Here is a 26,117-nt window from a genome sequence, read left to right on the forward strand (position 1 = left end):
AAGAAAGGCCCGGGGAGATCCCCGGGCCTTCGCTCACTTCTCGGCGGGCTCGTCGGAGTCGGGATCGTCCACGTCGTCCGCGTGCCGGGGCTGCGCCGGCGCCTGCGACGCCTCCAGCTCCTCGGCGACCGGCTCCTGGTCGATCACCTCGGCGGTGAGCTGCGGCGCGTCCATCCAGAGAGCGCGCAGCTGGCTCTGCATGAACGCGGTGAGCCGGCCCCGGTACTCGCGGTCGAAGTCCTCCAGGGCCTCGATCTGCTGCTGGAGCGCCTCACGCTTGGCGCCCAGGCTGCCGACCACGTCGTCGTAGCGCTGCTGTGCCTGGTGACGCAACTGCTCGGCGCCGGCCATCGCGTCCGCGCCGATCGTCTCGGCCCGGGCGCGGGCGTCCGCCACGATCTTCTCCCCGGTGCGCCGGGCCTCCTCGGCGCGCGCCTGCGCGTCCCGGGCCATCTGGTCGGCCGCGGCGCGCGCCTCGGCCAACACCCGATCGGCTTCCCTGCGTACGGTGTTCGCGTGCGCCTGCGCGTCCCGGGCGATCTGCTCCGCGGCGGACAGCGCATCCGTGCGGATCTTGTCCGCGTGGTGCTGGGCGCTCGCCACGTGCTCCTCGGCGGTGCGCTGAGCCAGGGCCAGCACCTGAAGCGCCTGATTCGGCAGGCCGGGGGTGGGCGGGATCATCGCGTGCTCCGAGGTCTCACTGTCCGTCCCATTGAGCAGCACTTCGACACGTTCCTTATCTGCTTGCCTTATCCGATTGTCAGCAGTCGGCCCCGGGTTCCCGACGGAGCACGTCCATGATCGGCGGATGCTACCAAGCTGAGCTGCCCGGTTGCGAGAGAGCAACGGTGAACGAACGATCACGCCGAGCGGTCGATTTCCGGAAGCGAGCACAAAAGGGATATCGCTCCCCATAAGCTCAGGAAACTTCTGTTCGATCGCCCCTTGAGGATGAGTCATGGGATGCCGCCGCGTGCTGGTCACGGTCCTCACCACCACGGTGGCCGCCGGTTTCGCGCTGCTCCCGGCACCCGCCCGGGCCGGCGGCCGCACCGTCGCCTTCTGGCCGATGAACGAGGCGCGCGGCGCCCAGCGGATGATCGACACCAGCGGCAACGGCCGGCACGGCCGGATCGGTGACGAGGTCGCCATCGGCGAGTCGCTCGGCGACGACGGCGGCTACCGCTTCGAACGGCTGGAGCCGGACACTCCGCCGCCCCGCCCCGGTCATCTGGTGGTGGTCCCGGACGACTCGTCGCTCGATCCCGGCACTGACGACTTCGCCGTGACGGTCCGGCTCCGCACCACCAACAAGTTCGGCAACATCATCCAGAAGGGCCAGGCCACGGTCGCCGGCGGCAACTTCAAGCTGCAGATACCGAGCGGGCGGGTGGAGTGCACGTTCCGGGGGCCGAAGGGATTCCTCGAGGTGGTCGCGCCGTACCCGATCAACGACGGGGATTGGCATGTGGTGCGGTGCGTCCGCGTACCGGAAGGGGTGTTCCTGACCATCGACGGCCGGGAGGTCGCCTCCCGCAGCGGATGGACCGGCCCGATCGCGAACTCCTGGCCGATCACGATCGGCGGCAAGCTGGACTGCGACCAGGTGGAGGTCGGCTGCGACTACTACGCCGGAGACCTGGACTACATCATGATCGAGGCCGTGCGCTCATCGTGGTGAGCGCACGGCCGTCAATGCCTTACCTGCCGAAGCCGCGCGCCAGCCGGTGGTACGCCTGGTTCCAGCGCACCTCCTTGGTGAACGACCGGGTCGTGGTCGCCGCGTCGATCACCAGCAGCTCGGTGCCGGCCATCTCGGCCAGATCGGCCAGCTCCTCCGCGCCCACCGACGACGACAGCACCGTGTGGTGCGGGCCGCCGGCGGTCAGCCAGCACTCCGCCGACGTCTCCAGTGACGGCGCCGGCTTCCAGACCGCCCGGGCGACCGGCAGCTTCGGCAGCGGCGCGGTCGGCGGAACCACCTCGATCTCGTTGGCGACCAGGCGGAACCGCTCACCGAGGTCGGCCAGGCCGAGCACGACCGCCGGGCCGGGCGCGGCGTCGAAGACCAGCCGGACCGGGTCCTCCCGGCCGCCGATGCCGAGCGGGTGGATCTCCAGCCGGGGCGTGCCGGCCGCGATCGACGGGCAGACCTCGAGCATGTGGGCGCCGAGGATGACCTCGTTGCCCGGCGTGAGGTCGTAGGTGTAGTCCTCCATGAAGGAGGTGGCGCCGCCCGGGACCATCGCCTTGAGCGTGTGCACCAGCACCGAGGTCTTCCAGTCGCCCTCGCCGCCGAACCCGTAGCCGTCGGCCATCAACCGCTGCACGGCCAGGCCGGGCAGCTGCCTGAGGCCGCCGAGGTCCTCGAAGTTGCTCGTGAACGCCTTGAAGCCACCCTCGGTGAGGAACTGGCGAAGTCCCAGTTCGATGCGCGCGCCGTACCGCAACGAGTCATGGCGATCACCGCCGACGGCCAGCTCCGGGGAGATCTCGTAGGTGTCGGCATACTCCTTGACCAGCTTGTCGATCTCCTCGTCGCCGATTTGATCGACAACGGCCACCAGGTCGTTGACGCCATAGGTGTTGACCGAGACGCCGAACCGCAGCTGCGCCTCGACCTTGTCCCCCTCGGTGACGGCCACGTCGCGCATGTTGTCGCCGAAGCGGGCCAGCTTCAGGGTGCGCATCGCGTCGTAGCCGCGCGCCGCCCGTACCCAGGTCGCGATCTTCTTGATCACGGCCGGGTTGCTGACGTGCCCGGCCACGGTCTTGCGCGGGACACCGAGCCGGCTCTCGATGAACCCGAACTCCCGGTCGCCGTGCGCGGCCTGGTTGAGGTTCATGAAGTCCATGTCGATCTCGGACCAGGGCAGCTCCACGTTGTGCTGCGTGTGCAGGTGCAGCAGCGGGGCCCGCAGCGTGTCCAGGCCGGCGATCCACATCTTGGCCGGCGAGAACGTGTGCATCCAGGTGATCACGCCGAGCACGCCCGGCGTGGAGGAGGCCCGCCGGCAGACGTCCAGGATCTGCTCGGCGGTGGTGAGCACCGGCTGCCAGACCACGTCCGCGTCGATCGTCGCGTCCAGCTGGGCGGCGATCTCCCGGGACTGGCTCGCCACCTGCTCCAGCGTCTCCGGCCCGTACAGGCCCTGGCTGCCGGTCAGGAACCAGACTTCCCCGTCGCTCATCTACTTCACCTTTCTCGTCACGAGTCGTTGCAGGACGATGAAGGCGAAGAGCAGGACACCGACGATGATCCGGGTCCAGGCCGCGTTCAGGTCACCCTGGAAAATGATGATTGTCTGGATGAGGCCGGTGACCAGCACGCCGAGCAGGGCGCCGAAGACGTAACCGGAGCCGCCGGTGAGCAGCACACCGCCGATGACGCAGGCGGCGATCGCGTCGAGCTCCAGGCCGTTGCCCTGCAGCGCCCAGCCGGACGTCGAGTTGATGCTGAACAGCACACCGCCGAGCGCCGCGCAGAAGCCGCTGAGGGTGTAGACGGCGATCCGGGTACGGCCCACCGGCAGGCCCATGAGCAGCGCGGAGTCGGCGTTGCCACCGATCGCGTAGACGTTGCGCCCGAACCGGGTCCAGGCCAGCACCGCCGCGGCGATCAGCACCGCGGCGAGCGCGACCAGGGCGACCGGCTTGGTGACCACGCCGTCGGCGAGCGGGATCCGGTACTCCGAGATCGCCTTCCACGTCTCGTCCCGGATCGGGATCGACGCCTGGTTGATGAAGAGCGCCAGGCCGCGGGCCAGGAACAGCCCGGCCAGGGTGGCGATGAACGGCTCCACCTTGAAGAAGTGGATCACCGCGCCCTGTCCGGCGCCGATCAGCGAGCCGAGCAGCAGTACCAGCACCAGCACGACGAGCGGCGGCCAGCCGCCCTGCAGCAGCGTGGCGGTCAGCGTGGTGGTCAGCGAGATCACCGCGCCGACCGAGAGGTCGATGCCGCCGGTCAGGATCACGAAGGTCATCCCGACCGTGACCACGAGCAGCACCGCGTTGTCCCGGAACAGGTTCACGATGACGCTGGGCTGGCCGAAGTTCTCGTACGTCGCCACCGCGCTGCTGTACATGATCACCAGCAGGGCGAGGGTCGCGAGGACCGGGATGTACCTGGTGTTGGGCCGGTAGACCCGGCGTCGCGGATTGATCGGCGAGTCCTTCTTGCCACCGGTCTCCGGAGTGACGTCGACAGTGGTCATCAGGCGGGAACCTCCGCTCGCACGGCGGGTTTCGGCTTCAGGCGGCCGAAGACCTTCTCCCGGAAGACCGGGGACTGGGACAGGCAGAGCGCGACCACGACGACGGCCTTGAACAGCAGCGTCGCCTCGGACGGCACGCCGATCGCCACCACCGTGACGGTCAGCGCCTGGATCAGGACCGCGCCGAGGACCGTGCCGGCGATCGAGAACCGGCCACCGATCAGGGCCGTGCCGCCGATCACCACGGCCAGGATCGCGTCCAGTTCGATCAGGTTGCCGGCCGAGATGCTGTCCGCGCTCTTGATGTTCGCGCTGTAGATGAGGCCGGCCAGGCCGGCGAAGCCACCGGAGACCACGTAGACCATCAGCGTGATCCGGCGGGCCCGGATGCCGGCCAGGCGGCTCGCCGTCGGGCTGCCGCCGACCGACTCCAGCAGCAGGCCCAGCGCGGTACGCCGGGTGAGCAGCGTGATGAGCACGATCGCCGCCACGGCGATCAGGAACGCCACCGGCAGCGCCAGGAAGAAGCCCGTGGCGATCGTCGCGTACGGGCCGGACTGCACGTTGATGATCTGACCGTCGGTGATCAGCTGGGCGATGCCCCGGCCGGCCACCATCAGGATCAGCGTCGCGATGATGGGCTGGATGCCGATCACCGCGACCAGCATGCCGTTCCAGAGGCCGGCCAGCAGCGACACCCCGATCGCCACCAGGATGATCAGCAGGACCGGGCCCACGCTGCTCTGGTCGCCGAGGTCGCTGATCAGCAGGCAGGCGACCGCGCCGGAGATCGCCATGACCGAGCCGACCGAGAGGTCGATGCCGCCGGTCGCGATCACCAGCGTCATGCCGAGCGCGACCAGCAGCAGCGGCGCGCTGCCCCGCAGGATGTCGATCAGGCTGCCGAAGAGGTGCCCGTCGCGGACCGTGACGAACTGGTTGGACGTGAACGCGTTGACGACCAGCAGCGCCACCAGGATCGCCGCCGGCCAGAACAACCTGTTCTTGAGGATGGATGTCATGAGGTCGCTCCGCTGGCGATGGTTTGCATGATGCGGTCGGCGTCGACGCCCGACGTGTTCTCCAGTTCCTCGACCAGCCGCCGGTCCCGGAGCACCTCGATCTTGTGGCTGAGCCGGAGGACCTCCTCCAGCTCGGCGCTGACGAAGAGCACCGCCATGCCGCCGTCGGAGAGCTCGGCGACCAGCTTCTGGATCTCCGCCTTGGCGCCCACGTCGATGCCCCGGGTGGGCTCGTCGATGATCAGCAGCCGCGGCTCGGTGATCAGCCAGCGGGCCAGCAGCACCTTCTGCTGGTTGCCGCCGGAGAGGTTGCGGACCTGGCGCTCCGGGTCGGCCGGGCGGATCTGCAGCGCCTTGATGTACTTCTCGACGAGCTCGTCCTGCTTGCGGCGCGGAATCGGCCGGGTCCAGCCACGGGACGCCTGCAGCGCCAGGATGATGTTCTCCCGGACGCTGAGCTCGCCGATGATGCCCTCGGTGCGGCGGTTCTCCGAGGAGAAGGCGATCCCCCGCTTCATCGCCACCTGCGGGTCGCGCAGGTTCGTCGCCTTGCCCTCGATGAGCAGCTCGCCCGTGTCGGGCTTGTCGGCGCCGAAGAGCAGCCGGGCCAGCTCGGTGCGGCCGGAGCCCAGCAGACCGGCCAGGCCGACCACCTCGCCGGCGTGGATGGTGAGGTCGAACGGCGCGATCGCCCCGGACCGGCCGAGCCCGCGGGCTTCCAGGATCGGCTCGGCGCCGGCCACCTTCTCCCGGGTGCGCCGGGCCTTGTCCTCCAGGGACTCCAGCGCCGCCAGCTCCTTGCCGATCATCTTCTCGACGAGGCGTACCTGGGGAAGCTCCTCGGTCTTGAACTCACCGATCAGCTGGCCGTTGCGCAGCACGGTGAGCCGGTCGGAGACCTCGTAGATCTGATCCAGGAAGTGCGAGACGAAGAGGATCGCCACACCGTCGTCCTTGAGCCGGCGCATGACCGCGAAGAGCTGCGCCACCTCGGAGGCGTCCAGGCTGGAGGTCGGCTCGTCCAGAATCAGGACCCGCGCCGAGATGTCCACCGCGCGGGCGATGGCGACCATCTGCTGGATCGCCAGGGAGTACGTGTTCAGCGGCGCCGACACGTCGATGTTCAGGTCGAGCCGGGCGAGCAGCTCGGCCGCGCGCTTGCGCATCAGGCCCCACTGGATCCGGCCGAACTTGCGCGGCTCGCGCCCGATGAAGATGTTCTCCGCCACCGAGAGGTTGGTGCAGAGGTTGACCTCCTGGTACACGGTGCTGATGCCGGCCTGCTGCGCCTGCAGCGGGCCGTTGATGTGCACCACCTCGCCGCCGAGCCGCACCTCGCCGCCGTCGATGGCGTACACCCCGGTCAGCACCTTGATCAGAGTGGACTTACCGGCGCCGTTCTCGCCCATGAGCGCATGGATCTCGCCCGGGAACAGCCGGAAATCGACGCCGTCGAGGGCGACGACGCCGGGGAAGACTTTTCGGATCCCGGTCATCTCGAGGACCGGGGACTGCTCGCCCATTCGTGCTCCACTTCGACGCTCCGCGGCGCCCCGGCCGGGCCGGCCGGGGCACCTGGCGGGATCGCTCAGTACTGGCGGGTGGGGAGGGCTTCCTTGGCCTGCTCCTGGGTGAAGGTGGTCTCCTCGGTGAGCACCCGGGCCGGGATCTCCTCACCGGCGTCGGCCTTCTTGACCAGGTCCATCAGCTGCGGGCCGAGGAGCGGGCTGCACTCGACGATGAAGTTGATCTTTCCGTCGGCCAGGGCCGTCATGCCGTCCTTGACCGCGTCCACCGTGATGATCTTGATGTCGGTGCCGGGCTTCTTGCCGGCCGCCTCGATCGCCTCGATGGCGCCGAGACCCATGTCGTCGTTGTGCGCGTAGAGCACGTCGATGTCCGGGGTGGACTGCAGGAAGGTCTCCATCACCGTCTTGCCGTCCGCGCGCTTGAAGTCACCGGTCTGCGACTTCACGATCTTGAAGTTCGGGTTCGCGGCGATCTTCTCCTGGAAGCCCTTCTGGCGGTCGAGCGCCGGGGCGGAGCCCGTGGTGCCCTGCAGCTCCACGATGTTGACCGGCTCGGTCTTGCCCTCGTACTCCTTGATCAGCCACTCGCCGGCCTTCTGGCCCTCGACGACGAAGTCCGAGCCGATGAAGGACTTGTAGAGCGAGGTGTCCTGCGAGTCCACCGCGCGGTCGGTCAGGATCACCGGGATGCCGGCGTCCTTGGCCTCCTGCAGCACCGCGTCCCAGCCGGAGGTGACCACCGGCGAGAAGGCGATGACGTCCACCTTCTGCGTGATGAAGTTGCGGATCGCGGTGATCTGGTTCTCCTGCTTACCCTGGGCGTCGGAGAACTGCAGGTCGATGCCGGCCGCGGTGGCCGACTCCTGGATGGACTTGGTGTTCGCGGTACGCCAGCCACTCTCGGCGCCGACCTGAGAGAACCCAAGGGTGATCTTGCCGTCATCGTTGCCCGACCCGCTGTCGGCACCGTCGCTGCCGCCACACCCCGCCAGCGTGGAGACGGCCAGAACGCCGGCCAGAGCAGCCGCGGACCAGTTCCTGCGCACCATAACCTCCCGAAACTGTTACCGTTCACAAATTGAGCAGCGGCAGGCAGACACGCCTTCACCGCAGAGATAATCGGTTCGCTGCGACCGCCGTCACAGCTTGCGTTTCGTGAGTGTTACCGTTCTCAACGTGGTCGTCAAGAGATCTCGATCTTTGTTTCAGCCAGATTGCAAGAACGCCGGTATCGCCCACGGTCATCGTCCGGTCACCTGCTAGATATCGTCCAATGGCGACATCAGCAGCGGCGCCGGGTCCGGAACCCGCAGCCCAGCAGCGATCCACGACCGAGCCGGCCCGCCCCCGTTCACGGCGCGAGACCCGGATCGGCAAGGAGCGCGGCACCGTCATGCGCGACGTCGCGAAACTGGCCGGGGTGTCCCACCAGACCGTCTCCCGGGTGATCAACGAACATCCGAACGTGCGCGCCGAGACCCGCGAACGCGTCCTGGCGGCGATGCGCTCGCTCAACTACCGCCGCAACCTGGCGGCACGCACCCTCGCCACCCGCGAGTCGCACACGCTCGGCATCATCGGTTTCGAGACCACCCTGTTCGGCCCGGAATCCATGCTCTACGGCATCGAGAGCGCGGCCCGGGCCGCCGGGTACCTGGTCAGCGTCGCCACCGTCCGGGACCTGGAGCACCGGCCCGTGCTGGAGGCCGTCGACCGGCTCGCCCAGCACGACGTCGACGGGATCATCGCGATCGCGCCCAAACCCTCCGTGCTCACCGCCCTGACCCACGCGCCCGCCGGGCTCGCCTGCGTCGCGGTCGGCGGAGCCTCCGGCTCCATGGAAGAGCCTTTCCCCACGGTACGGGTGGACAACACCGCCGGAGCACGCCTCGCCACCCGTCACCTGCTCGACCTCGGCCACACCACGGTCCACCACGTCGCCGGGCCGCCGGACTGGCCGGAGTCACAGGCCCGTGTGGAGGGCTGGCGCGAGACGCTCTACGCGGCCGGCGCCGTCGTCCCGCCGGTCACCTCCGGCTGGTGGGACGCGGCCGCCGGCTACGAGCAGGGCCGCCGCCTCGCCGCCGATCCGGCGGTCACCGCGATCTTCTGCGCCAACGACCGGATCGCCCTCGGCGTGCTGCGCGCCCTCCAGGAGGGTGGCCGCCGGGTGCCCGAGGAGGTGAGCGTCGTCGGCTTCGACGACATGCCCGACTCGGGATACTTCCTGCCCCCGCTCACCACCGTCCACCAGGACTTCGCCGAACTCGGCCGCCGGGCCCTCGCCCTGCTCCTGCGCCACCTCGGCCGGCCCGGCGCCGCCCCGCCGGAGGACGTGCTGATCGCGCCGTCCCTCGTCGCCCGGGCCAGCTCCACCCCGCCGATCCGGCTGCGGTGACTGTCCGAGATCTTCCACTAGCGTCGTGACCAGTGGCGATACGTCCCCGTACCGGTGACCGGACCGGGATTGCGGTCGATGGGCCGTTACAGTCCGAGAGGTGCTCAACGACGACACGACGCAGAGGCTCTGACCGATGGGCAGCGGATGGCTCGCCCCGCGCAACGGAAGGCCCGCCCCGGGCGGCGGAAGGCCCGGCTCGATGGGCCGCGGAGTTTTCGGCCGCCGGAGGAACCCTCGCCTGGCCGGCACCCTGCACATCCTGGACATCACGGGCCGTGAGGTCGCCGTGCCGCTGCGGGGCCGGGCGACGGTTCTCACCGCGGGCGGCACCGGCCTCACCGGGTACGGGGAGGTCTGGGCCGTCCACACCGCGGCCGCGACGGCGGACACCAGCTTGATGATCAGTTACGGACGCGACGGGTCCGCGGGCGACCGTGCCTCGGGGCTGTGCGCGGCCGGCGAGACCGTGATCCTCGGCGGGCTGGCCTTCACATGGCGTCACCCGCCAGCCATGATCACAGCGCCCGCCATGCCGGCCGCTCTCACCATGCCGGCCATTCCCGCCGCCGCCATGCCCACCACTCCCGCCGCCGTGCCCGCCGCTCCCGCCGCCGCCACTCCCGCCGCCGCCGTGCCCGCCGCTCCCGCCGCGATCTAGGCAACCTACGGCTGCCACCGGGCCGGCAGCGCTTGATCACATGTGTCGGCTACGGCTGAGCGACCCGAGCCGTCGCTGGCACACCTCATCCAGCCCCGATTCCATGACTGAACGACGGCTCGCAGACCCGAGCCGTAGCTGAGGCAGGTCATCCGGCCGGCCCGCCGCCTCTCCGCGCTCCGACCCGCGTCGGGAGCACACGATGCGGCTCCGGCGCGTGGACGAGAGCACGCCTAAGCCGTGCGTGTGCCCGTGTCCCGGCCCTGGCACGGGTGGGAGCTCACGACGGCGTTGTGTGCGCTTTCACCACTCCTCGGCCGCCGATCTGGGCAACCTACGAATGCCACGCGGGCACCGCTTGCCGAGATAGCGGAAACGCGCCGACCGCCGCCGCTCCTCCGCGCGATCCAGGCGCGTTGTGCCCGCCTGGCAGCCCTGACACGCCTGGATTGCGGACGAGGGCTTACTGCCGCTCAGGCCTTCGGGTTGCCGTAGTAGGCGCCCGGGCCGTGCTTGCGCTTGAAGTGACGCTCCTGCAGGTGCTGCGGGATGCTCGCCGCCGGATTGAGCGCCAGCGTCTTCAGCGCCATCTCCGCCACCGCCTCGCAGATGATGCCGTGCTGCACCGACTTGATCGGGTCGGCGCCCCACGTGAACGGGCCGTGGTTGGCGACCAGCGCGGCCGGCATCGCGGCGGCCGCCTCGTCGTCGCCGATCGTCTCGACGATGACCCGGCCGGTGTTCAGCTCGTAGTCGGTGGCGCACTCGGCGGCGGTCAGGCCGCGGGTGACCGGGATCGGGCCGTTGAACGTGTCGGCGTGCGTGGTGCCGAGCAGCGGGATGTCCAGCCCGGCCTGCGCGAACGCGACAGCGTTGGTGGAGTGGGTGTGTGTGACGCCGCCGATCGAGGGCCACGCCAGGTAGAACGCCCGGTGCGACTCGCTGTCCACGGACGGGCGCAGGTCGCCGGCGAGCACCTTGCCGGTCGCGAGGTCGACGGGAACGAGGTGGTCCTCGGTCAGCTCGTCGTAGGCGACCCCGGACGGCTTGATCAGGTAGAGCCCGGCCTCACGGTCGATGCCGCTGACGTTGCCCCAGGTCAGCTGGGCGAGCCCGGCCTCCGGGATCATCTTGTTGGCCCGCAGCACGGCCCGGCGCAGCGCCTTCGAACCGTAAGTCACGTCGTCTCCCCACAAGCCCGCGAATGTTAGCGCTCACCCTAACCGACCCGAGCGATCACCTGACAAGGGCCGGAAACGCTGAGTTAACGCCAACACGGCTGATCCGCGCGAAGGGACCGGCGTGCCCCGGCTCGGCACCGGGGCACGCCCTCACCGTTGGCTCAGCGGAGAACCCGCTTGTCCGGGCGCAGCGACTCGGGCAGCGCGATGGTGATCCACTCGTTGTTGTCGGCGACACCGGCGGTGCGGCCGGTGGAGAACGGGAAGTTGTTGTCGTTCAGCACGGCGATGGCCTTCTCGTCCAGGATCACCACGTCCTCGATGGTCTGGAACGGGAAGGTGAACGTGGTGCCGAAACCGCCCAGCTTGCGCGGGTTGGCGATGTTCATCAGGTCGACCACGAGCTTCTTGGCGAGCGTGCCGTCGGAGCGCTTGGTGGCCAGGTAGATCTTCTTGTGCACGGCGGTGGCGCCCTGGCCGCCGTCCCGCTCGATGATCAGGAAGCGGTTCCTGTCGACGGCGATCGCGTCGCCGATGGCGTGCGACGGCGCGTCGAGCTGGTAGACGTACCGCTTGCCGGTGTACTTGCGGGTGCGCAGGTCGAACTCGTTGAGCCGCAGCTGCCCGGCGGCGTCACCGGCGACGGTGCCCTCCAGCAGCGGGTAGAGGTAACGGCCGTCGGGCGACGCGGCCATGCCCTCGAAGCCCTTGCTGCCGCCCAGGGTCGCGGGCACGCCGGTCCGGGCCGCGGTCTCCGGCGCGACCACGCCGTCGAGCGGCGCGGGGGCGGCGAGCAGACGCCCGGCACGGTCGAAGTGCAGCAGGTACGGGCCGAACTCGTCACCGATCCAGTACGAGCCGTCCTTCGCCTTGACGATCGACTCCACGTCGAAGTCGGATCCGGTCAGGACCCGGTCCGAGCGGGTCAGCTTCCACGGCACGAAGCCGTTCGGGTCGGTCAGGTTGACGCCGCCGAGCACGTCCACCGTGTTGCTCCGGAACGCCGGCGCCAGGCGCTGGATGCGGAGCAGGAAGTCACCCGAGTTGGCCTGGTTGCCGTACCCGTTGTCGGAGAGCACGTCGAACGTGCCGTCGCCGTTGTCGGCGATGCCGGAGAAGCCCTGCACCGGCTGGTCCGCGAAGGGCGCCGTGAAGCCGTTCAGGTTGCCGGTGACCAGGCTGCCGGACGGCTCGCTGCCCGGCACGAACGTTCCGGCGGGCAGCGAGGCCCAGGCGGTCAGGGTCGGCGTGGTGACCTTGGTGTGGTGGCTGCCGGCCACCGAGGCGGTGCCGGCCAGGGTCACGGTGAGCGCGACCACGCCGGCGGTCGCCAGCGCACGGTTAACGATCTTTCCCATGTGGCCGGACGATAGGGACCACGAGTGAACCCCGCTTCACTTCCGGCTGGCCGACGACCGTCGCGACCGTGACGCCTTCTTCTGCGGCGCCGCGTCGTGCCGGGACAGCGAGGTCACCTCGGGCAGGCCGTGCGCGGTGGCCAGCCCGTCCGCCTGATGGATCAGGTGCCCCTCGTCGACCATGTCCGCGATCAGCGTGGTGAGCCGGGCGTCCACCTCGGGTGATCGGCGCGCGGCCCAGCCGTAGAGCCGGCCGGTGGCGGCGAGCAGCTGGTCCACGGTGAGCACACCGCCGTCGTGGACCAGGTGTTCCAGGGCCACCCGCAGCTCGCTGTCGGCGATCTGGTCGGCCTTGCGGGCCACGTCCTCGGCCCGGAACCGGACCATCGGCACGAGCTGGTCGGGGTCGCTCAGGAACGTGCCGTCCCAGGCCAGCCCGGCGTCGATGATCGCCTCCTCGATGGCCGCCCTCGCCTGCTTGGTGATCCGGGCGAGACCCCACTGCTCCCGCATCCGCTGCAGCGCGATCGTGATGTGCACGGGTCCTTCCACCTGCGCCAGCTGCCGCACGGCGTCGGTCAGCTGCAGGCGGGTGTCCGGGTCGGTCAGTCCGGCGCCGGCCGGGAGGGGCGTCAACTGCGCCTTCTGGTACGGGATCGCCCACTGCTCGCTCAGATGTGCGGCGACCGGGTGCTCCGCCGCGACCGGCTCGGTCACGGCGACCGGCTCCGGCTGCTCGTGGTACTCGGGCTCGTAGGGCTGCTCCTGCCCGGGGACCGGGTGCATGTCGACCGGGTCGATCTCGGCCCGGTGCAGCTGCTCGAAGATCGCCGGGACCACGACGTGCTCGTAGTCGCTGACCGCGGCCACCACGTCGGGCTGTCCCTCGAACGCCTCGGCCTCCCGATCCATGTCCTTCACCCCGGCGAGGTAGGCGCCCGCCTCGTCGACCAGGTAGTCGGCGGCCAGGTACCACGGCTCCGGGCCGGCCGGCTCGTCGTACTGGTAGACCGGTCCGGCCGCGGCCGCCGCCTGTTCCGCGGTGATCTCGACGGTGACCTCACCGCGCTCGGTTTCCGCGTAGACCTCCGGCTCGGCAACCGCGTAGACCTCCGGCTCGGACTGTGCGTAGATCTCGGCGAACGCCTCGGCGAAGGCCTCCTCCTCGGCATCGGCCTCGGCGAAGACCCCGGCCAGTCCGTCGTCGGCCAGCGGCTCGATCGACTCCAGCGACTCGATCGGCTCGTCCCCGGCGGCCTCCGCCACCGGGCTCTCGTCGCCGGTCAGCTCGGGCGCCGGTTCGGCGGGGTATTCGGCGAGGGCCTCCTCGATGGCGATCCGGAGCCGCTGCTCCTCGTGTTCGCGGTCCAGGTACCAGGCGGTGCCCCAGATCCGGTGCAGTCGCCAGCCCAGCCCCTGCAGGACCTGCTCACGCAGGCGGTCCCGGTCCCGGGCGGCGGGCGCGGAATCGTACGTGGTGCCGTCGCACTCGATGCCGAGAACGTCGGGGGCGGTGCGCCGGGACGAGAGGCGGACCGCCAGGTCGACCCGGAAAGCACCGGTGCCGACCCGGGTCCGCACGTGATAGCCCCAGGCGGCGATCACGTCCCGTACCGAGTCCTCGAACGGCGTCTGCGCGTCGGCCGCCGGATCCGTCAGCTCCAGCGCGTCCGCACCGCGTACCGCATAGTCCAGATAGCCGGCGAGATGCCGCAGATGCTCGCGTCCCGCCAGGTCCCGGCCGCGCACCGAGGAGACCACCTCGAGGCGGCGGGCCGCGCGGGTCGTCGCGACGTTGAGCCGCCGCCACCCGTCCGGGCCGTCCAGCCCGCCGAGGTCGGTGCCGATCGCCAGGATCATCACGTCCCGCTCGTCGCCCTGCACCGCGTCGAGGTCCTTCACGAAGAAGCCGCGCAGCCGGTCGTCGTCCGGTGAGCCGACCATGTCGGCGACCGCGGCCTCGATCTCCCAGCGCAGCTCCGGCGTACAGGTGACCACACCGAGCGTCCGGTCCGGGCGGGTGACCAGGTGGTGCGCGACGCGGCTGGCGACCTCCTCGGCGAGCGACTCGTCGCCGTCGGCGCCGAACAGCTGCACACCGGAGTCCGGGCCGGCCGGCGCGGCGGCCGGGAACGTGTTGAGCTGTCCCGCGTAGAAGCTGTGGTTGGCGAACGCGATGAGCGACTCGTGCCGGCTGCGGTAGTGCGTGGTCAGGTCCAGCACCGGGAACGCGCCACAGTGGATGGCCAGGCCGAGGATGGACTGGCCGTCGCCGCCGGGCAGCGGCGCCGCGCCGAGCTGCCGGTCGTCACCCACCACGATCATCGAGCTGGCCCGGTACGCGCAGGTGATCGCGTCCGGGACCGGCACCCGGGACGCCTCGTCGACGATCACGACGTCGAAGTAGAGGTCGGACGGGATCAGCCGGCTCACGTCGGCCGGGATGGTCAGCATGCACGGCTTCACCGCGAAGGTGGCGTTGCGGGTCTCGGCGAGCAGGTCCCGGACCGGCGGGCGGCGGCCCTGCTGAGCGGCCGCGGCCCGCAGCACCGCGGCCTCGGCGACCGCCGTGCCGGACGGCTGCATCCCGTCGACAGCGTTCATCACGTCGGCGGCCGCGGCCCGTTCCAGCAGCGTGTCCCAGAGCCGGAACTCACGGATCAGCCGGTCCCGGGACGCCGCGTCGAGCGGGGGCAGCCGCTCGTCCTCGCGGATGATCATGTCGGCCCAGGACTGGAACAGCGCCCGACCGAGGACCGGCAGCAGCTGGTCGACGGCCAGGTCCCCGTGCGCGCAGAACTCCACGACCGGGTCCAGGCCGTGCTCGCCGAGCACCGCGCGCGCCGCCTGGTAGTCGAACCACTCCTGCTGGCCGTGGTTGTCCCCGAGCAGATCGGTGATCAGCTTCCGGGCGGTCTCGTAGTCGTCGAGGGTGGCGGTCAGCGACGGGTGCCGCCGCGGGGCGAAGGCACGCAGGATCCAGTCGCGGGCGGCCTGCCACTCGGCAACCCGGGACGGCAGCGCGTCGGTGGGGCGCACCTCGGCGAGGGCGGCCGCCTGCTCACGCGTGAACGCGATGTCGGCGCCGGCCCGTACCCGGCGAGCCTCCGACGCCCAGGACATCGCCGTGGCCAGGGCGTCCACGTCGGTCTGGGTGCCGCGGTAGAGCGGTCCGAGCACGTCGGCGTACTCGGCGGCGTTCGCGGAGAGCGCGGCCGCCGCGTCCGAGGCGGACTCCCGGAGCAGGCCGATCGCGGCCGACTCGGCGAGCGTGAAGTCCCGCCCGGCCGCCGTGCTGTACGCCTGGACCAGGTCGGCGGCGGCGGTGAGCGGCTCCACGTGCGCCCGCAGCCAGGTGACGGCGTCGTGGATCGGCCCCGCCGCGAGCTGCGGCCGGGGCGCCGGTTCCGGCGGCGTGCGCAGCGCCGCGGTGAACCTGTCGAACTCCTTGCGCGCCTCGGTGACGATCCGGATGATCGCGCTGTTCGGGGTCGGCGCGCAGACCCGCTCGATGACGCCCGGCAGGGCCTCCGGCGGGGTGATCCGCAGCGCCTCCTCGGCGGTCTTCAGCGCCTCCTGGATCGCGTCGAAGTCGGTGTCCAGGTGCCGCCAGTGGCTGCCCAGGTTCCGCGCGTACTCCTGCTCGGCCCGCTCCAGCTCGCGGATCGACCGCTTCCAGGCGGCCGCCGCGGCGAGGTTGGCGACCGCGTCCGACCGTTTCACGTCGGTGCGGGCGATGCCGGCCGCGATCCGCTTGTCCCGCCGGTACGGCGCCCGCAGCTTGCGCATCCCCCGGTGCTGGGTGGCGAACCGCTCGGCGAGCTCGTCCACCGGCTCCACCAGCGCCGAGTCGTTGAAGTGCTCCCGCGCCCGTGACTCGGCGGCCTTCACCACGTCGACCGCCCGCTGCAGCACCCGGGCGGCGGCCCGCGCGGACGCCATCCCGGTCGTGTCGAACCAGGTCGGCTCCGGTTTGTCCGGCCGGTTCAGCAGGTCGACGATCGCGGCGACCCGGCCGATGTCGGTGAACGCGACCACGTTCGGCAGGCCGAGCCGGGCGGTGACCCGGTCCAGGCTGTGCTGGTGCTGCTCCAGCCGGTCCGCCTCCTCGGCGAACCGGCGGGCCAGGCCACGGGCCTGCGCCGAGGTCAGCGGCAGCAGCTCGACCGGCGGCGGGTTCAGGTGCACGAGCGTCGGCACGACCGGCAGCTTCGCCGGCATGGGCAGCGCCGACCAGGTGACGCCGGCCTTCGCGCGGACCGCCTCCTCCGCCCGGTGCAGCGACCGCAGGTGGGTGACCAGGCTCTCCGCGGCCTTCGCGACGGTTTCCAGGCTGTCCAGGGTGAGCCACTCGTCGGGCACCTCGGCGGGCCGGCGGGCGGCGTGGCCGACAAGCGTGGTCAGCGTGATCGCGTCGGACAGGGCCTGCGCGTCGAAGACGGCCGCGAGCCGGTCGCTGGCGACCGCCTCGGCCAGGTGCTCCAGGGCGGCCTGTGCCTGGTGCAGGCGGGCGTCCAGGCGGTTGCGGTCGATCACGTCCCGCCAGAGGAAGTCGTCGCCCTCCAGCGCCGGCCGCCAGGCGCGGCCCAGGCTCGCGGCGGCGTCCCGGACGCGCTGCAGCGACTGCGTGGTCAGCGGCACCGGCAGCGCGGACGGCACCGGCCCGGCCGGGAGATCGGTCATCTGCGCGCACATGCCGAGCACGTCGTGCAGCCGGTGACCGAGCGGCTCGCGGACCTCGTTCATCGCTTCCGCGTACGCGTTCAAGCGGATCCGGTGTTGCCGCAACTCCTCGCGCTCGTCGGTGGAGAGACTGGGCGGCGGCAGCGGGATGAAGTCGAGCGCGGCGGCCAGCGTGCCGGCGACCTGGAGCCGGCCGATCCGGTCGCTGTGCAGCTCCAGGAGGTAGTCGTCGAGGCCGACCCGCCCGAGCCGCTCCTTCACCGCGTCCAGCGCGGCGGCCTTCTCGGAGACGAGCAGGACCCGTTTCCCGGCGTGGATCAGGCAGGCGATCATGTTCGCCACGGTCTGGGTCTTGCCGGTGCCGGGCGCGCCCCGCAGCACGAACGTGCGGCCGTCCACCGCCGCCGCGATCGCGGACCGCTGGGCGGCGTCGGCGTCCAGGACCAGCGGAACGTCGTCCGGCGCGGCCAGCTCGTCGATGCGGCGCACCGGTACGGGTTCGAAACGCAACGCGTCCGGCTGGGCGAGCGGGTCGGTCGCGAGGGCACGGATCACCGGGTGGGCGAGGATCTGCCGCTCGTTCTCGACCAGGTCGGTGTACATCACCTCACGCTGCACGTCGAAGCGGGACAGCAGCACGGCCTCGTCGGAGTGCCAGTCCGGATGCTCGCTGATCGCGGCGTCGAGGCGGGCCCAGAACACGGTCAGGTCCAGCCCGGCGATGCTGTTCACGGTGGGCAGCTCGATCCCGTACGTCCGGAGCCGCACCGCCAGCGCCGGGTTCACGATCGGGTCGTCCGGACGGGCCCGCAGCCGCGGGTAGTCGAGCGGGTCCGGGCAGACCAGCTCGACCGGCAGGAGCAGGATCGGGCTGGCGAACTGCTGGCCGCCGTCCTGCCAGTGCAGCGATCCGAGCGCCAGGTAGAGCGCGGAGATGCCCTGCTCGTACTGGTCACGGCGGGCCGTGCGGCGCAGCGCGTGCAGCGTCGCGTCCATGTCCGCGTCGATCATCTCGGTCTGGAAGACGTTCGCGGCGCGTGGCCGCGGGCCCTCGGCCTGCTCCTCGATCCCGAGGAAGCCGCACTCCCGGCCCTGTTGAAGAGCCTCGATGATGGTACGGGGGGTGGGGCTCACGATCGCCACGACGCCCGCCCCCGACGGATCCACGTCGATCAGCGGATTGCTGCCGGTGAAATCCAGCAGACCGGCACGCCAGGACTCCAGCACTCCGCGAACCCGCGCATCCGGCCGTCCGGTCAGCCCGTCAGCATCATCCCACCGCATTGGAACATTCCAGCAAGGCAAGGTGGGTCACCGTGGCGATTTTCCGGGTTAATACGACGTTCCGGACGTCAACCTATCGAATTCGGCCTGTCGAAGAAAGGGCTGGACGTGCTCAGCCCGCCACAAACGCCCACAAACAGAACAATAACGACAGCCAATCGACCTCGGGCGTGGCGCACCCTCCACCGCCGTCCGCCCCCGGACGCCAGCCGTAGCGGAAGCAGGTAATCCGAGCCCATGACCTGCCTGGGCTACGGCTCGGACCACCCAGCCGTAGCTCAGGCAGGTCATCCGCGCCCGTGACGTGCCTCAGCTACGGCTCGGACCACTCAGCCGTAGCTCAGGCCTGTGATCATGGCCAATAACCGGCGTGGACTACGGCTCGCACCACCCAGCCGTAGCCCAAACAGGCAAACCACGCCCACGACCTGCCTCAGCTACGGCTCACACCACTCAGCCGTAGCTCAGGCCTGTGATCATGGCCGATGACCTGCGTGGGCTACGGCTCGGCTTCGTGCGTGGACCACGGCTGCCGGAAAGCGGCGAGCCGGCCGGCCTTGCGAGTTGAGTCAGGGTGCGAACAGGCGCGCTGCGGACCGCTCAGGGTGGGGGTTCGGGTCAGTCCCAGATCGGGACCCACCACTGCCAGTCCGCCGGCGCCAGCGGCCAGCCGGGATCGGGACGCCAGCCGTCGGGCGGGTACCAGCCGTCCGGCGGGACCGGCCAGCCCGGCGGGACCACGAACTTGATGCCGGTCGGGGCGCCGGGGATGGGCGGGTGCGGGTTCGGCTCGGGGGCCGGGGAGACCGGCGCGGCGCCGGAGCGGCGGGCCGGGTTGCTCTTCACCACGGCGGCCAGGGCGGGGATCACCGTGGTCTCGGCGATCTCCGCACCGGTCGGGGCGGGGCTCACCGGTCTGCCGAACGAGTCCGCCGATCCGGTGTCGCCGAGCGCCGGCGCCCCGGAGGACGGCACGGCCGACAGGGGCGAAGCCGGCATCGGCGCCAGCGACCCGGCAGCGGACGACGCGGCCCGACCCGACGCGGCCTGACCCGCCGTGAGCTGACCCGATGCCGACTGACCCGCCGCGGGCTGCCCCGACGTGGGCCGCGACGACGCCGGCACGGACGACGCCGGCGCGATCGAGCCGGACAGCGACCCCGGCAGCGACGAGGCCGGCGTGGGCGAACCCGGCAGAGCGCCCGACAACGACGGCGACGACGAACCCGGCAAAGCGCCCGAAGACGGCGACATCGGCGAACCGGGCAGAGCGTCCGGGGACGACGGCGTGGACGATCCCGGCCGCGTGCCAGGCGGGGGCGAGTCGGCGAGCGATGTCCCGGAGAGGGGCGGGGAGGACGGGCGGGACGCCGCGTCGTCGCCGGACTGGTCCAGGCGCGGGGCAGTGCTGCCCGGCAGGGACCCGGTGGACGGCAGGGTCGGCAGCGCCGAGGCGCTCGGCACGGCCCAGGCCGGCACGCCGGTGCTCGGTTTGGCCCAGCTGGGCACGGCGTCACCCGGCGCAGCCCAGCTCGGTATCGCTTCGCCTCCGGCGTTCCAGTTCTGGCCCGGTTCGCCGGCGGTCCAGCCCTGGCCCGGCTCGCTGGACGCGGCCCAGCTCGGCACGGTCTCCCCCGGTGCGGCCCAGCTCGGCACGGCCGTTCCCGGCTCGCTGCCCGCCGGACGCACCGGCAGACCGTCACCCGCGGAACCGCGCCCGAGCCCGCCGTCACGCCCCGGCCCGCCGCCGGACGTCGCGTCCCGGCCGAACCCCGCATCGTGGCCGGAACCGGCATCACGAGCGGAACCCGCATCACGGCCGGAATTCGCATCACGGCCGAAGCTCGCGTCGCGGCTCAGGCCGGCGTCCCGCTTCGGGCTGTTGTCGATGGCGGGGCGGCCCAGGCCCGCGTCGCTGGCGATGCCGAGCCTCAGGCCGGACTCCCCCGCGGACCAGCCGGAGGTCGTCTCGCTCGAACCGCCGGGCGTCCAGCCCTGCGTCTCGTCCCGGGTGGCCCAGCTCGGCACCGCCTCACCGGGCTGCGACCAGGACGGCGCGATCCCACCGGCAGCGCCCGGCACCGCGTCGGCCGCCGGCGACCAGGACGGCGCGGGGTCGCCCGGCTGCGACCAGGACGGCGCGATGCCGCCGGGTGAACCCGGCGCGCTACCACCGGCCGGGCCCGGGGCGGGGTCGCCGGGCTGGGACCGGGTGGGTGCCGGGTCGCCGGGCTGGGACCGGGTGGGTGCCGGGTCGCCGGGCTGGGACCAGGTGGGTGCGATGCCCCCGGCCGGACCGGGCGCCGCGCCTGGAGTGGCCGGTCCCGTGGAGGTCGCGCCGGACGCGGGTGCACCCGCCGCGGCCCAGCCGGGGGTCGACGATGCCGGAAAGCCGGGGGCTGCCGGGTCCGGGGCGTCCGGGGACGGTGCCCCCGCGTACCCGGAAGGCGCCGCGACCGGGTCGCCGAAGCCTGCGGGCACGGCGGAGTAGCCGGAGGACGCCGCGGCCGCGTACCCGGAAGGGGCCGCCGGGAAGCCGGCGGTGGACGACGAAGCGGCAGGGAACGGCGCGGGGGCAGCCGGGGTGGCCGGGAATCCGGTCGTGGACTGCTTGCCCTGCCAGGCCTCGGGGAGGTCCTGCACCCGGGCGATGTAGAGCATCACGCTGGCCTCGCCGGCGTTGCCCTTCACGATGGCCCGGGCCGCGGTCAGCAGGCCCTGCTCGGAGAGGTGACGCAGGGTGGGCAGCAGCTCGCCGCTCATCTTCGGGCTCAGATCGCCGACCCGGGCGTCGCCGATGCGCACCTCGACGAGGTGGTCGGCCATCTCGTGCAGAGTCACGTACGCCCAGCACTCGCCCTCGGGACGCAGCAGCGGGCGGAGCACGTCGAGGAACTGCTGCTGGCCGTTGACCTGGACGGCGGAGCCGGACGGCAGGAGCCGGTGCTCGGCGCGCGGCGGGTCGTTCGCCGGGAACAGCATGTGCGGCTCGGCGAGGTCGAGCCGGATGGTGCCGACGAAGGCGGGCGGGCGGCCGTCGTACTCGCCCCACTCGCGGCCGTGGATCTGGGCGTTGACCTCGGGCACCAGGCCACGCTTGGTGAGCTCGGTGAGCACCTTGACGTATCGGGCGGCCTCCGGCCGGGGCAGATGCCCGAGCAGGCTGGAGTCGGACCAGACGCCGACCGCGTTCCGGTCGTGGCGGTTGTTGCGGTCGGGTATCAGCTGCAGGGGAACGGTTATGTCGGTGCCCTGGGGGTTGAAGTCAGAGCCGAAGAGAGCACGTATCGCTTTCGCGTAGTGCGTCTCGCCGACCACCTCGGCACTTGCCCAGCCTGCTTGTCCCCAGAGTTGGAACCGATTCGCCACACGGGAACGCTAGTGTCTGCTTTCCGTCAGTGACCTCGTCCGTACGGACGAGTGCGATCAACCGTACGTTCCGTATCGCGATCAACCGCGCCGCGCGACCGAATCATCGTTCAGGATCCGGCAAATCGTCAACAATCACACAGAGTGACCAGGGTACGGGGTGCGGGTCCCGCCGAGAACGGGACCCGGTGACCCGTACCCGAATGATCAGGAACGGACAGCGGGCAGATCGCCCACCTTGACCACCATCTTGCCGGTGTTGTCCCCGCGAAGGACGCCGAGGAACGCCTCGGGCGCGTTCTCGATGCCCTCGACGAGGGTTTCACGGGCGGAGATCCGGCCCTCGCGCAGCCAGCCGCCGACCTCGGCGAGGAAGTCGGGCATCCGGTGGTTGTGGTTGCCGACGATGAATCCGCGCAGGTTGATCTCCTTGCCGATGGCGAGGGCGAGGTTGCGCGGGGCGGACGGAGCACCGACCTCGTTGTACTGCGCGATCGCGCCGCACATCGCCACGCGTCCGTATTTGTTCAGCTCGGAGATCGCCGCCTCCAGGTGGTCGCCGCCGACGTTGTCGAAGTAGACGTCGATGCCGTCCGGCGCGGCGGCGCGCAGCTGCTCGCGCACCGGAGCGTCCTTGTAGTTGAACGCCGCGTCGAAACCGAGGTCCTCGACCAGGTGGCGGGCCTTCTCCGCGGAGCCGGCGCTGCCGATCACACGCTTCGCTCCGCGAAGCTTGGCGATCTGGCCGACCACGCTGCCCACGGCGCCCGCGGCGCCGGAGACGAAGACCGTGTCACCCTCCTTGAACTGCGCGATGTCCAAAAGGCCGACGTACCCGGTGAGGCCCGTCATGCCGAGCAGACCGAGGTACGCGGAGAGCGTCGGCGCCGCGGCCGGGTCCACCACACGCACCCGGTTCGCGTCCGCCACCGCGTACTCCCGCCAGCCGAGACCGTGCGCCACGACGGCGCCGACCGGAACCGCGGAAGCGTTCGACGCGACCACCTCGCCGACCGCGGCGCCGTCCAGCGGAGCGCCGAGCACGAACGGCGGGACGTAGGACTTGACGTCGTTCATCCGGCCTCGCATGTACGGGTCGACCGACATGTAGACGTTTCGGATCAGCACCTGGCCGTCCCCGGGCACCGGCGTCCCGATGTCGACGATCTCGAAGTTCTCGGCGGTGGGCCAGCCGGTGGGACGGGACGCGAGGCGGATCTCTTTCACGAGGACTCCCCAATCGGAAACGGGCTGTCGTTGCTTCTCGACAGTATGTCGAAAAAGTCGACGCCGTGTCGACTCCGGTTTGTTAGCCGCGTTACGGTGAGTGCATGAACGCACCGGGAAGGCGTCGCGGGCCCAGCAAGGGCGACCGGCGCGAGCAGGCGATCCTGGAAACTGCCCGGACGCTGCTGGCGAGCAAACCGCTCGCCGACATCACCATCGACGACCTCGCCGCCGGTGCGGAGATCTCCCGGTCGAGCTTCTACTTCTACTTCGACTCGAAACTGGCCGTCGTCGTCGCCCTGCTGCACGGCCTCACCGGTGAGCTGCTCGCCGACGCGGGCCCGTGGCTGGACGGCACCGGACCGGACGAGGAGTCGCTGCGCACCTCGCTTGCCGGTCTCGCGACGCTCTGGCGCAGCCACGGCCGCCTGCTCACCGGCGCGCTCGCCGCCGCACCGGGCTGCCCGCCGATCGCCCAGTGGCGGGCCGGGCTGCGCGAGGCGCACGTCAGCCGGCTGGCCGCGCGCATCGAACGGGATCGCGCCGCCGGGCTCGCTCCGGAGGGACCGGCGCCCGCGGTCCTGGCCGGGATGATCGACGACCTGCGACTGGCCACGTTCGTCGGCGCGGCGGACCCGGACGAGATCATCGAGGACCTGGTCACCGTCGAGCTGCGGATGCTCTACGGGGATTTGCCGATTCGGCGGTCCGGCGGCTGATTCAGGGGGCACGCTGGGGTCATGCGTATCGGTGTCATTGGGGCAGGTCAGCTCGGCGGCACTCTCGCGACCTGGTGCGCCGAGAGCGGGCATGACGTGGCGGTCACGTCCCGGCACCCGGAGCGGCTGCGCGAGCAGGTGGACCGGATGAACGGGAAGCTGCGCGTCATGTCGGTCCCGCAGGCCGCGGCATTCGGCGAAGTGGTGATCTTCGCGCCGAACTGGTCCGGGGCGAAGGAGGCCGTCGACGTGACCAGGAGCGCCCTGGAGGGCAAGGTCGTCATCGACGTCACCAACCCGGCGGACGGCGCGCCCGTCGCGGCCGGCCCCGGCGGCGCCGCCACCGGCAGCCACCTCACCGGCGCCAGCATCAAGGACCCGATCCTCGTCGCCGCCGCGATCAACGGCCCGCCGAGCGAGGCCGCCGACCGGATGCTCTCCCACGCCGGCGGGAAGAGCGGCCTGGAGACACTCATCGAATGGGCGCCCGGCGCACACTGGGTGAAGGCGTTCAACACCATCCCCACCGACGTGCTGAGCCGGCGGCGCGGGCACGACCCGCTGCTCGCCGAGTTCGTCTGCACCGATGAGCGGGACGCCCGCGAGGCCGCCTGCCGGATCATCCGTGACCTGGGGTTCGCGCCGTTCTACGCCGGCGGGGCGAAGGCGGCCCGGCTCACCGAGACGGGTGGGCCGCTGCAGTCGCGCGAGGTGGACGTCCGGGACGCCACCGACGCCCTCGCCGAGGCCCTGGCGGCGCTGCGCTGAGACGGGTGTTCGCCCGGCCACGCCGGGGGCGGGGCCTACACTCCCGCCATGCCGGAGATCGTCGAGCTGCTCGCCTCGCCCGTGCACCGCTTCGAGGGGCGCCCGTCCGACGGGCCGGCGCCCGCGCCGCCGGGCGAGCTGGTCCCCGAGATCCGCGTCCGGGCCGGGCTCGGGATCACCGGGGATCGCTACTTCAACCACCCGGCACACCGGGACGCGAGCGTCACTGTCATCGCCGGTGAGTCGCTGCCGCCGGGTGCCGGGTTGACCCGGGTACGCCGCAACATCCTGGTCACCGGGATCGCCGTGGACGACCTGGTCGGGTCGGTGCTGAGCCTCGACTCGGGTTCCGGACCGGTGCTGTTGCGGGCGCGCCGGCGGGCCAACCCGTGCGCGTGGATGGACGTGACAGTCGGTCCGGGCGCGTTCCGGGCGCTGCGCGGCAAGGGCGGGATCCGCTGCGTGCCGCTCAACGACGGAGTTCTGCGCGTCGGGCCGGTGGTGGTGGCCGTGCTCGAGGATCAGGCCAGCTCCGGCTGACGGTCCCGCCGCTCGTCCTCGGACGCTCGCGCCCGCGACACCCAGTTGGACGGCAGGTCCTCCTCGCGGCGGCGCAGCCACGCGGCGTGCGTGTCGCGGGTGGTGGGCGGGGTCGAGGTCCCGATGCTCATGCTCATGACGACTCCCGTCGGGTTGATCAGCTAAGTGCCTCGTTGATCGGCCGCCGCCGACCGGACCGCAGGGAAACCCGTTTCCGCACCCACTCCGCTACCGGGTTGCCACGGAGCATGACGGCGACTAACGTACAACCACATGGTTGTAGGTTTTGTCGCCGAGGCGGACGCGGACCGCGTCTTCCACGCCCTCGCGGACGCCACCCGGCGGGACATCCTCACCAAGGTGATCCGTTCCGGACAGTCCGTCTCGGAACTCGCTCGGCAATATCCGATCAGTTTCGCCGCGGTGCAGAAACATGTCGCGGTGCTGGAGCGGGCCGCCCTCGTCAGCAAGACCCGGCGCGGGCGGGAGCAGATCGTGCACGGAGAGGTCACGGCACTACGCCGGGTGGCGCTCCTGCTTGATGCGTACGAAGCGATCTGGCGGCACCGCGCCGGCCGGATCGCCGAGATCGTCAACGACGACTGAGGGGAGACCGGCCATGCCGGTGATCAGCTCGACCAAGGACGTGGACACACTCACCATGACGTTCGTCGCCGAGTTCGAGGCGACGGTGGAGAAGGTCTGGGAGGTCTGGGCCGACCCGCGCAAGCTGGAGCGCTGGTGGGGGCCGCCGACCTGGCCGGCCACCTTCGAGCGGTACGAGTTCGAGCCGGGCGGGCAGGCGCGCTACTACATGACCGGCCCGGACGGGACGAAGGCCCGCGGCTGGTGGACGATCACGGCGATCGAGGCGCCGCACCGGCTGGAGTTCGACGACGGGTTCGCCGACGAGAACTCCGAACCGGTCGATCCCAAGGACGCCACGCACGGGACCGTCACGATCGAGGCGGCTGGTGGACGGACGCGGATGACCACGGTTTCCACGTTCACGAGTGCCGAGCAGCTGGAGCGGATGGCGGAGATGGGCATGGAGGAGGGCATGCGAGAGGCCCAGTCCCAGATCGACAAACTGCTCACCGCCTGACCGCCCGCCCCGCCCCGCGAGGACCACCGTGGGTGGCTTCGTGGGGCGAGGGACGG

The 26,117-nt window shown here is 71.2% G+C and carries 20 protein-coding genes; 8 read left to right on the forward strand and 12 right to left on the reverse strand.

Features of this window, described 5'->3' with window-relative positions:
• Window positions 1-33: 33 nt before the first annotated feature.
• Window positions 34-723, reverse strand: a complete 690-nt coding sequence (locus tag AB0F72_RS06100; RefSeq protein WP_360425905.1) for a hypothetical protein — start codon at window positions 721-723, stop codon at window positions 34-36.
• Between the two features lie 235 nt (window positions 724-958).
• Between AB0F72_RS06100 and AB0F72_RS06105 the strand changes: the two genes are divergently transcribed.
• On the forward strand, window positions 959-1,681 hold the full coding sequence (locus AB0F72_RS06105; protein ID WP_360425908.1) for a laminin G domain-containing protein: 723 nt from the start codon (window positions 959-961) through the stop codon (window positions 1,679-1,681).
• A gap of 19 nt (window positions 1,682-1,700) precedes the next feature.
• Here the strand turns inward: AB0F72_RS06105 and araA are convergent, their stop codons facing one another.
• The 5 genes from araA to AB0F72_RS06130 form a co-directional block, all read right to left on the reverse strand.
• Window positions 1,701-3,191, reverse strand: coding sequence for an L-arabinose isomerase (araA, locus tag AB0F72_RS06110; protein ID WP_360425911.1), 1,491 nt, complete (start codon window positions 3,189-3,191; stop codon window positions 1,701-1,703).
• Window positions 3,192-4,220, reverse strand: a complete 1,029-nt coding sequence (yjfF, locus tag AB0F72_RS06115; protein ID WP_360426062.1) for a galactofuranose ABC transporter, permease protein YjfF — start codon at window positions 4,218-4,220, stop codon at window positions 3,192-3,194. It abuts the gene before it with no gap.
• Entirely contained in the window at window positions 4,217-5,239 is a 1,023-nt protein-coding gene (locus AB0F72_RS06120) for an ABC transporter permease (RefSeq protein ID WP_360425914.1), read from the reverse strand. The genes yjfF and AB0F72_RS06120 overlap by 4 nt, the downstream gene beginning before the upstream one ends.
• On the reverse strand, window positions 5,236-6,762 hold the full coding sequence (locus AB0F72_RS06125) for a sugar ABC transporter ATP-binding protein (protein ID WP_360425917.1): 1,527 nt from the start codon (window positions 6,760-6,762) through the stop codon (window positions 5,236-5,238). Before AB0F72_RS06125 ends, AB0F72_RS06120 begins: the two co-directional genes overlap by 4 nt.
• A gap of 65 nt (window positions 6,763-6,827) precedes the next feature.
• The gene (locus AB0F72_RS06130; RefSeq protein ID WP_360425920.1) at window positions 6,828-7,817 is read right to left on the reverse strand and encodes an ABC transporter substrate-binding protein; all 990 of its coding nucleotides are present in this window, start codon (window positions 7,815-7,817) and stop codon (window positions 6,828-6,830) included.
• A gap of 344 nt (window positions 7,818-8,161) precedes the next feature.
• Here AB0F72_RS06130 and AB0F72_RS06135 point away from each other — a divergent pair, with 344 nt between their 5' ends.
• Entirely contained in the window at window positions 8,162-9,166 is a 1,005-nt protein-coding gene (locus AB0F72_RS06135) for a LacI family DNA-binding transcriptional regulator (RefSeq protein WP_360426065.1), read from the forward strand.
• Window positions 9,167-9,368: 202 nt separating this feature from the next.
• Window positions 9,369-9,827 carry a hypothetical protein gene (locus AB0F72_RS06140; protein ID WP_360425923.1) on the forward strand — a complete coding sequence of 153 codons (459 nt, stop codon included), beginning with the start codon at window positions 9,369-9,371 and terminating at the stop codon, window positions 9,825-9,827.
• A 473-nt stretch (window positions 9,828-10,300) separates the two neighbouring features.
• On the opposite strand, the gene araD is transcribed toward AB0F72_RS06140, so the two are convergent.
• The 5 genes from araD to AB0F72_RS06165 all read right to left on the reverse strand — a co-directional run bounded on the left by araD (window position 10,301) and on the right by AB0F72_RS06165 (window position 22,929).
• Complete coding sequence (gene araD / locus AB0F72_RS06145) at window positions 10,301-11,008, reverse strand: L-ribulose-5-phosphate 4-epimerase AraD (RefSeq protein ID WP_360425926.1); 708 nt, start codon at window positions 11,006-11,008, stop codon at window positions 10,301-10,303.
• Between the two features lie 161 nt (window positions 11,009-11,169).
• The gene (locus AB0F72_RS06150; protein ID WP_360425929.1) at window positions 11,170-12,366 is read right to left on the reverse strand and encodes an esterase-like activity of phytase family protein; all 1,197 of its coding nucleotides are present in this window, start codon (window positions 12,364-12,366) and stop codon (window positions 11,170-11,172) included.
• A gap of 36 nt (window positions 12,367-12,402) precedes the next feature.
• Window positions 12,403-18,333 (reverse strand): DUF3320 domain-containing protein, encoded by a 5,931-nt coding sequence (locus AB0F72_RS06155; RefSeq protein WP_360425932.1) that lies wholly within the window; start codon window positions 18,331-18,333, stop codon window positions 12,403-12,405.
• 618 nt (window positions 18,334-18,951) lie between these two features.
• On the reverse strand, window positions 18,952-21,702 hold the full coding sequence (locus AB0F72_RS06160) for a hypothetical protein (RefSeq protein ID WP_360425935.1): 2,751 nt from the start codon (window positions 21,700-21,702) through the stop codon (window positions 18,952-18,954).
• 207 nt (window positions 21,703-21,909) lie between these two features.
• On the reverse strand, window positions 21,910-22,929 hold the full coding sequence (locus tag AB0F72_RS06165; protein WP_360425938.1) for an NADP-dependent oxidoreductase: 1,020 nt from the start codon (window positions 22,927-22,929) through the stop codon (window positions 21,910-21,912).
• 104 nt (window positions 22,930-23,033) lie between these two features.
• On the opposite strand from AB0F72_RS06165, the gene AB0F72_RS06170 reads away from it, so the two are divergent.
• Genes AB0F72_RS06170 through AB0F72_RS06180 form a run of 3 tightly spaced genes read left to right on the forward strand, consistent with a single transcriptional unit; the run spans window position 23,034 to window position 24,956 of the window.
• Window positions 23,034-23,648 (forward strand): TetR/AcrR family transcriptional regulator, encoded by a 615-nt coding sequence (locus AB0F72_RS06170; RefSeq protein ID WP_360425941.1) that lies wholly within the window; start codon window positions 23,034-23,036, stop codon window positions 23,646-23,648.
• Between the two features lie 21 nt (window positions 23,649-23,669).
• Window positions 23,670-24,416 (forward strand): NAD(P)-binding domain-containing protein, encoded by a 747-nt coding sequence (locus AB0F72_RS06175; protein ID WP_360425944.1) that lies wholly within the window; start codon window positions 23,670-23,672, stop codon window positions 24,414-24,416.
• A 48-nt stretch (window positions 24,417-24,464) separates the two neighbouring features.
• A complete protein-coding gene (locus AB0F72_RS06180) occupies window positions 24,465-24,956 on the forward strand; it encodes a molybdenum cofactor biosysynthesis protein (RefSeq protein WP_360425947.1) in 492 nt (163 codons plus the stop codon).
• Here the strand turns inward: AB0F72_RS06180 and AB0F72_RS06185 are convergent.
• Entirely contained in the window at window positions 24,938-25,093 is a 156-nt protein-coding gene (locus AB0F72_RS06185; protein WP_360425950.1) for a hypothetical protein, read from the reverse strand. The genes AB0F72_RS06180 and AB0F72_RS06185 overlap by 19 nt on opposite strands.
• A 136-nt stretch (window positions 25,094-25,229) precedes the next feature.
• On the opposite strand from AB0F72_RS06185, the gene AB0F72_RS06190 reads away from it, so the two are divergent.
• Window positions 25,230-25,562, forward strand: a complete 333-nt coding sequence (locus tag AB0F72_RS06190; RefSeq protein WP_360425953.1) for a winged helix-turn-helix domain-containing protein — start codon at window positions 25,230-25,232, stop codon at window positions 25,560-25,562.
• Window positions 25,563-25,575: 13 nt separating this feature from the next.
• Window positions 25,576-26,061 carry an SRPBCC domain-containing protein gene (locus AB0F72_RS06195; protein ID WP_360425956.1) on the forward strand — a complete coding sequence of 162 codons (486 nt, stop codon included), beginning with the start codon at window positions 25,576-25,578 and terminating at the stop codon, window positions 26,059-26,061.
• The last annotated feature ends 56 nt before the right edge of the window (window positions 26,062-26,117 follow it).

Source organism: Actinoplanes sp. NPDC023936, from assembly GCF_040639325.1.
Classification (GTDB): domain Bacteria; phylum Actinomycetota; class Actinomycetes; order Mycobacteriales; family Micromonosporaceae; genus Actinoplanes.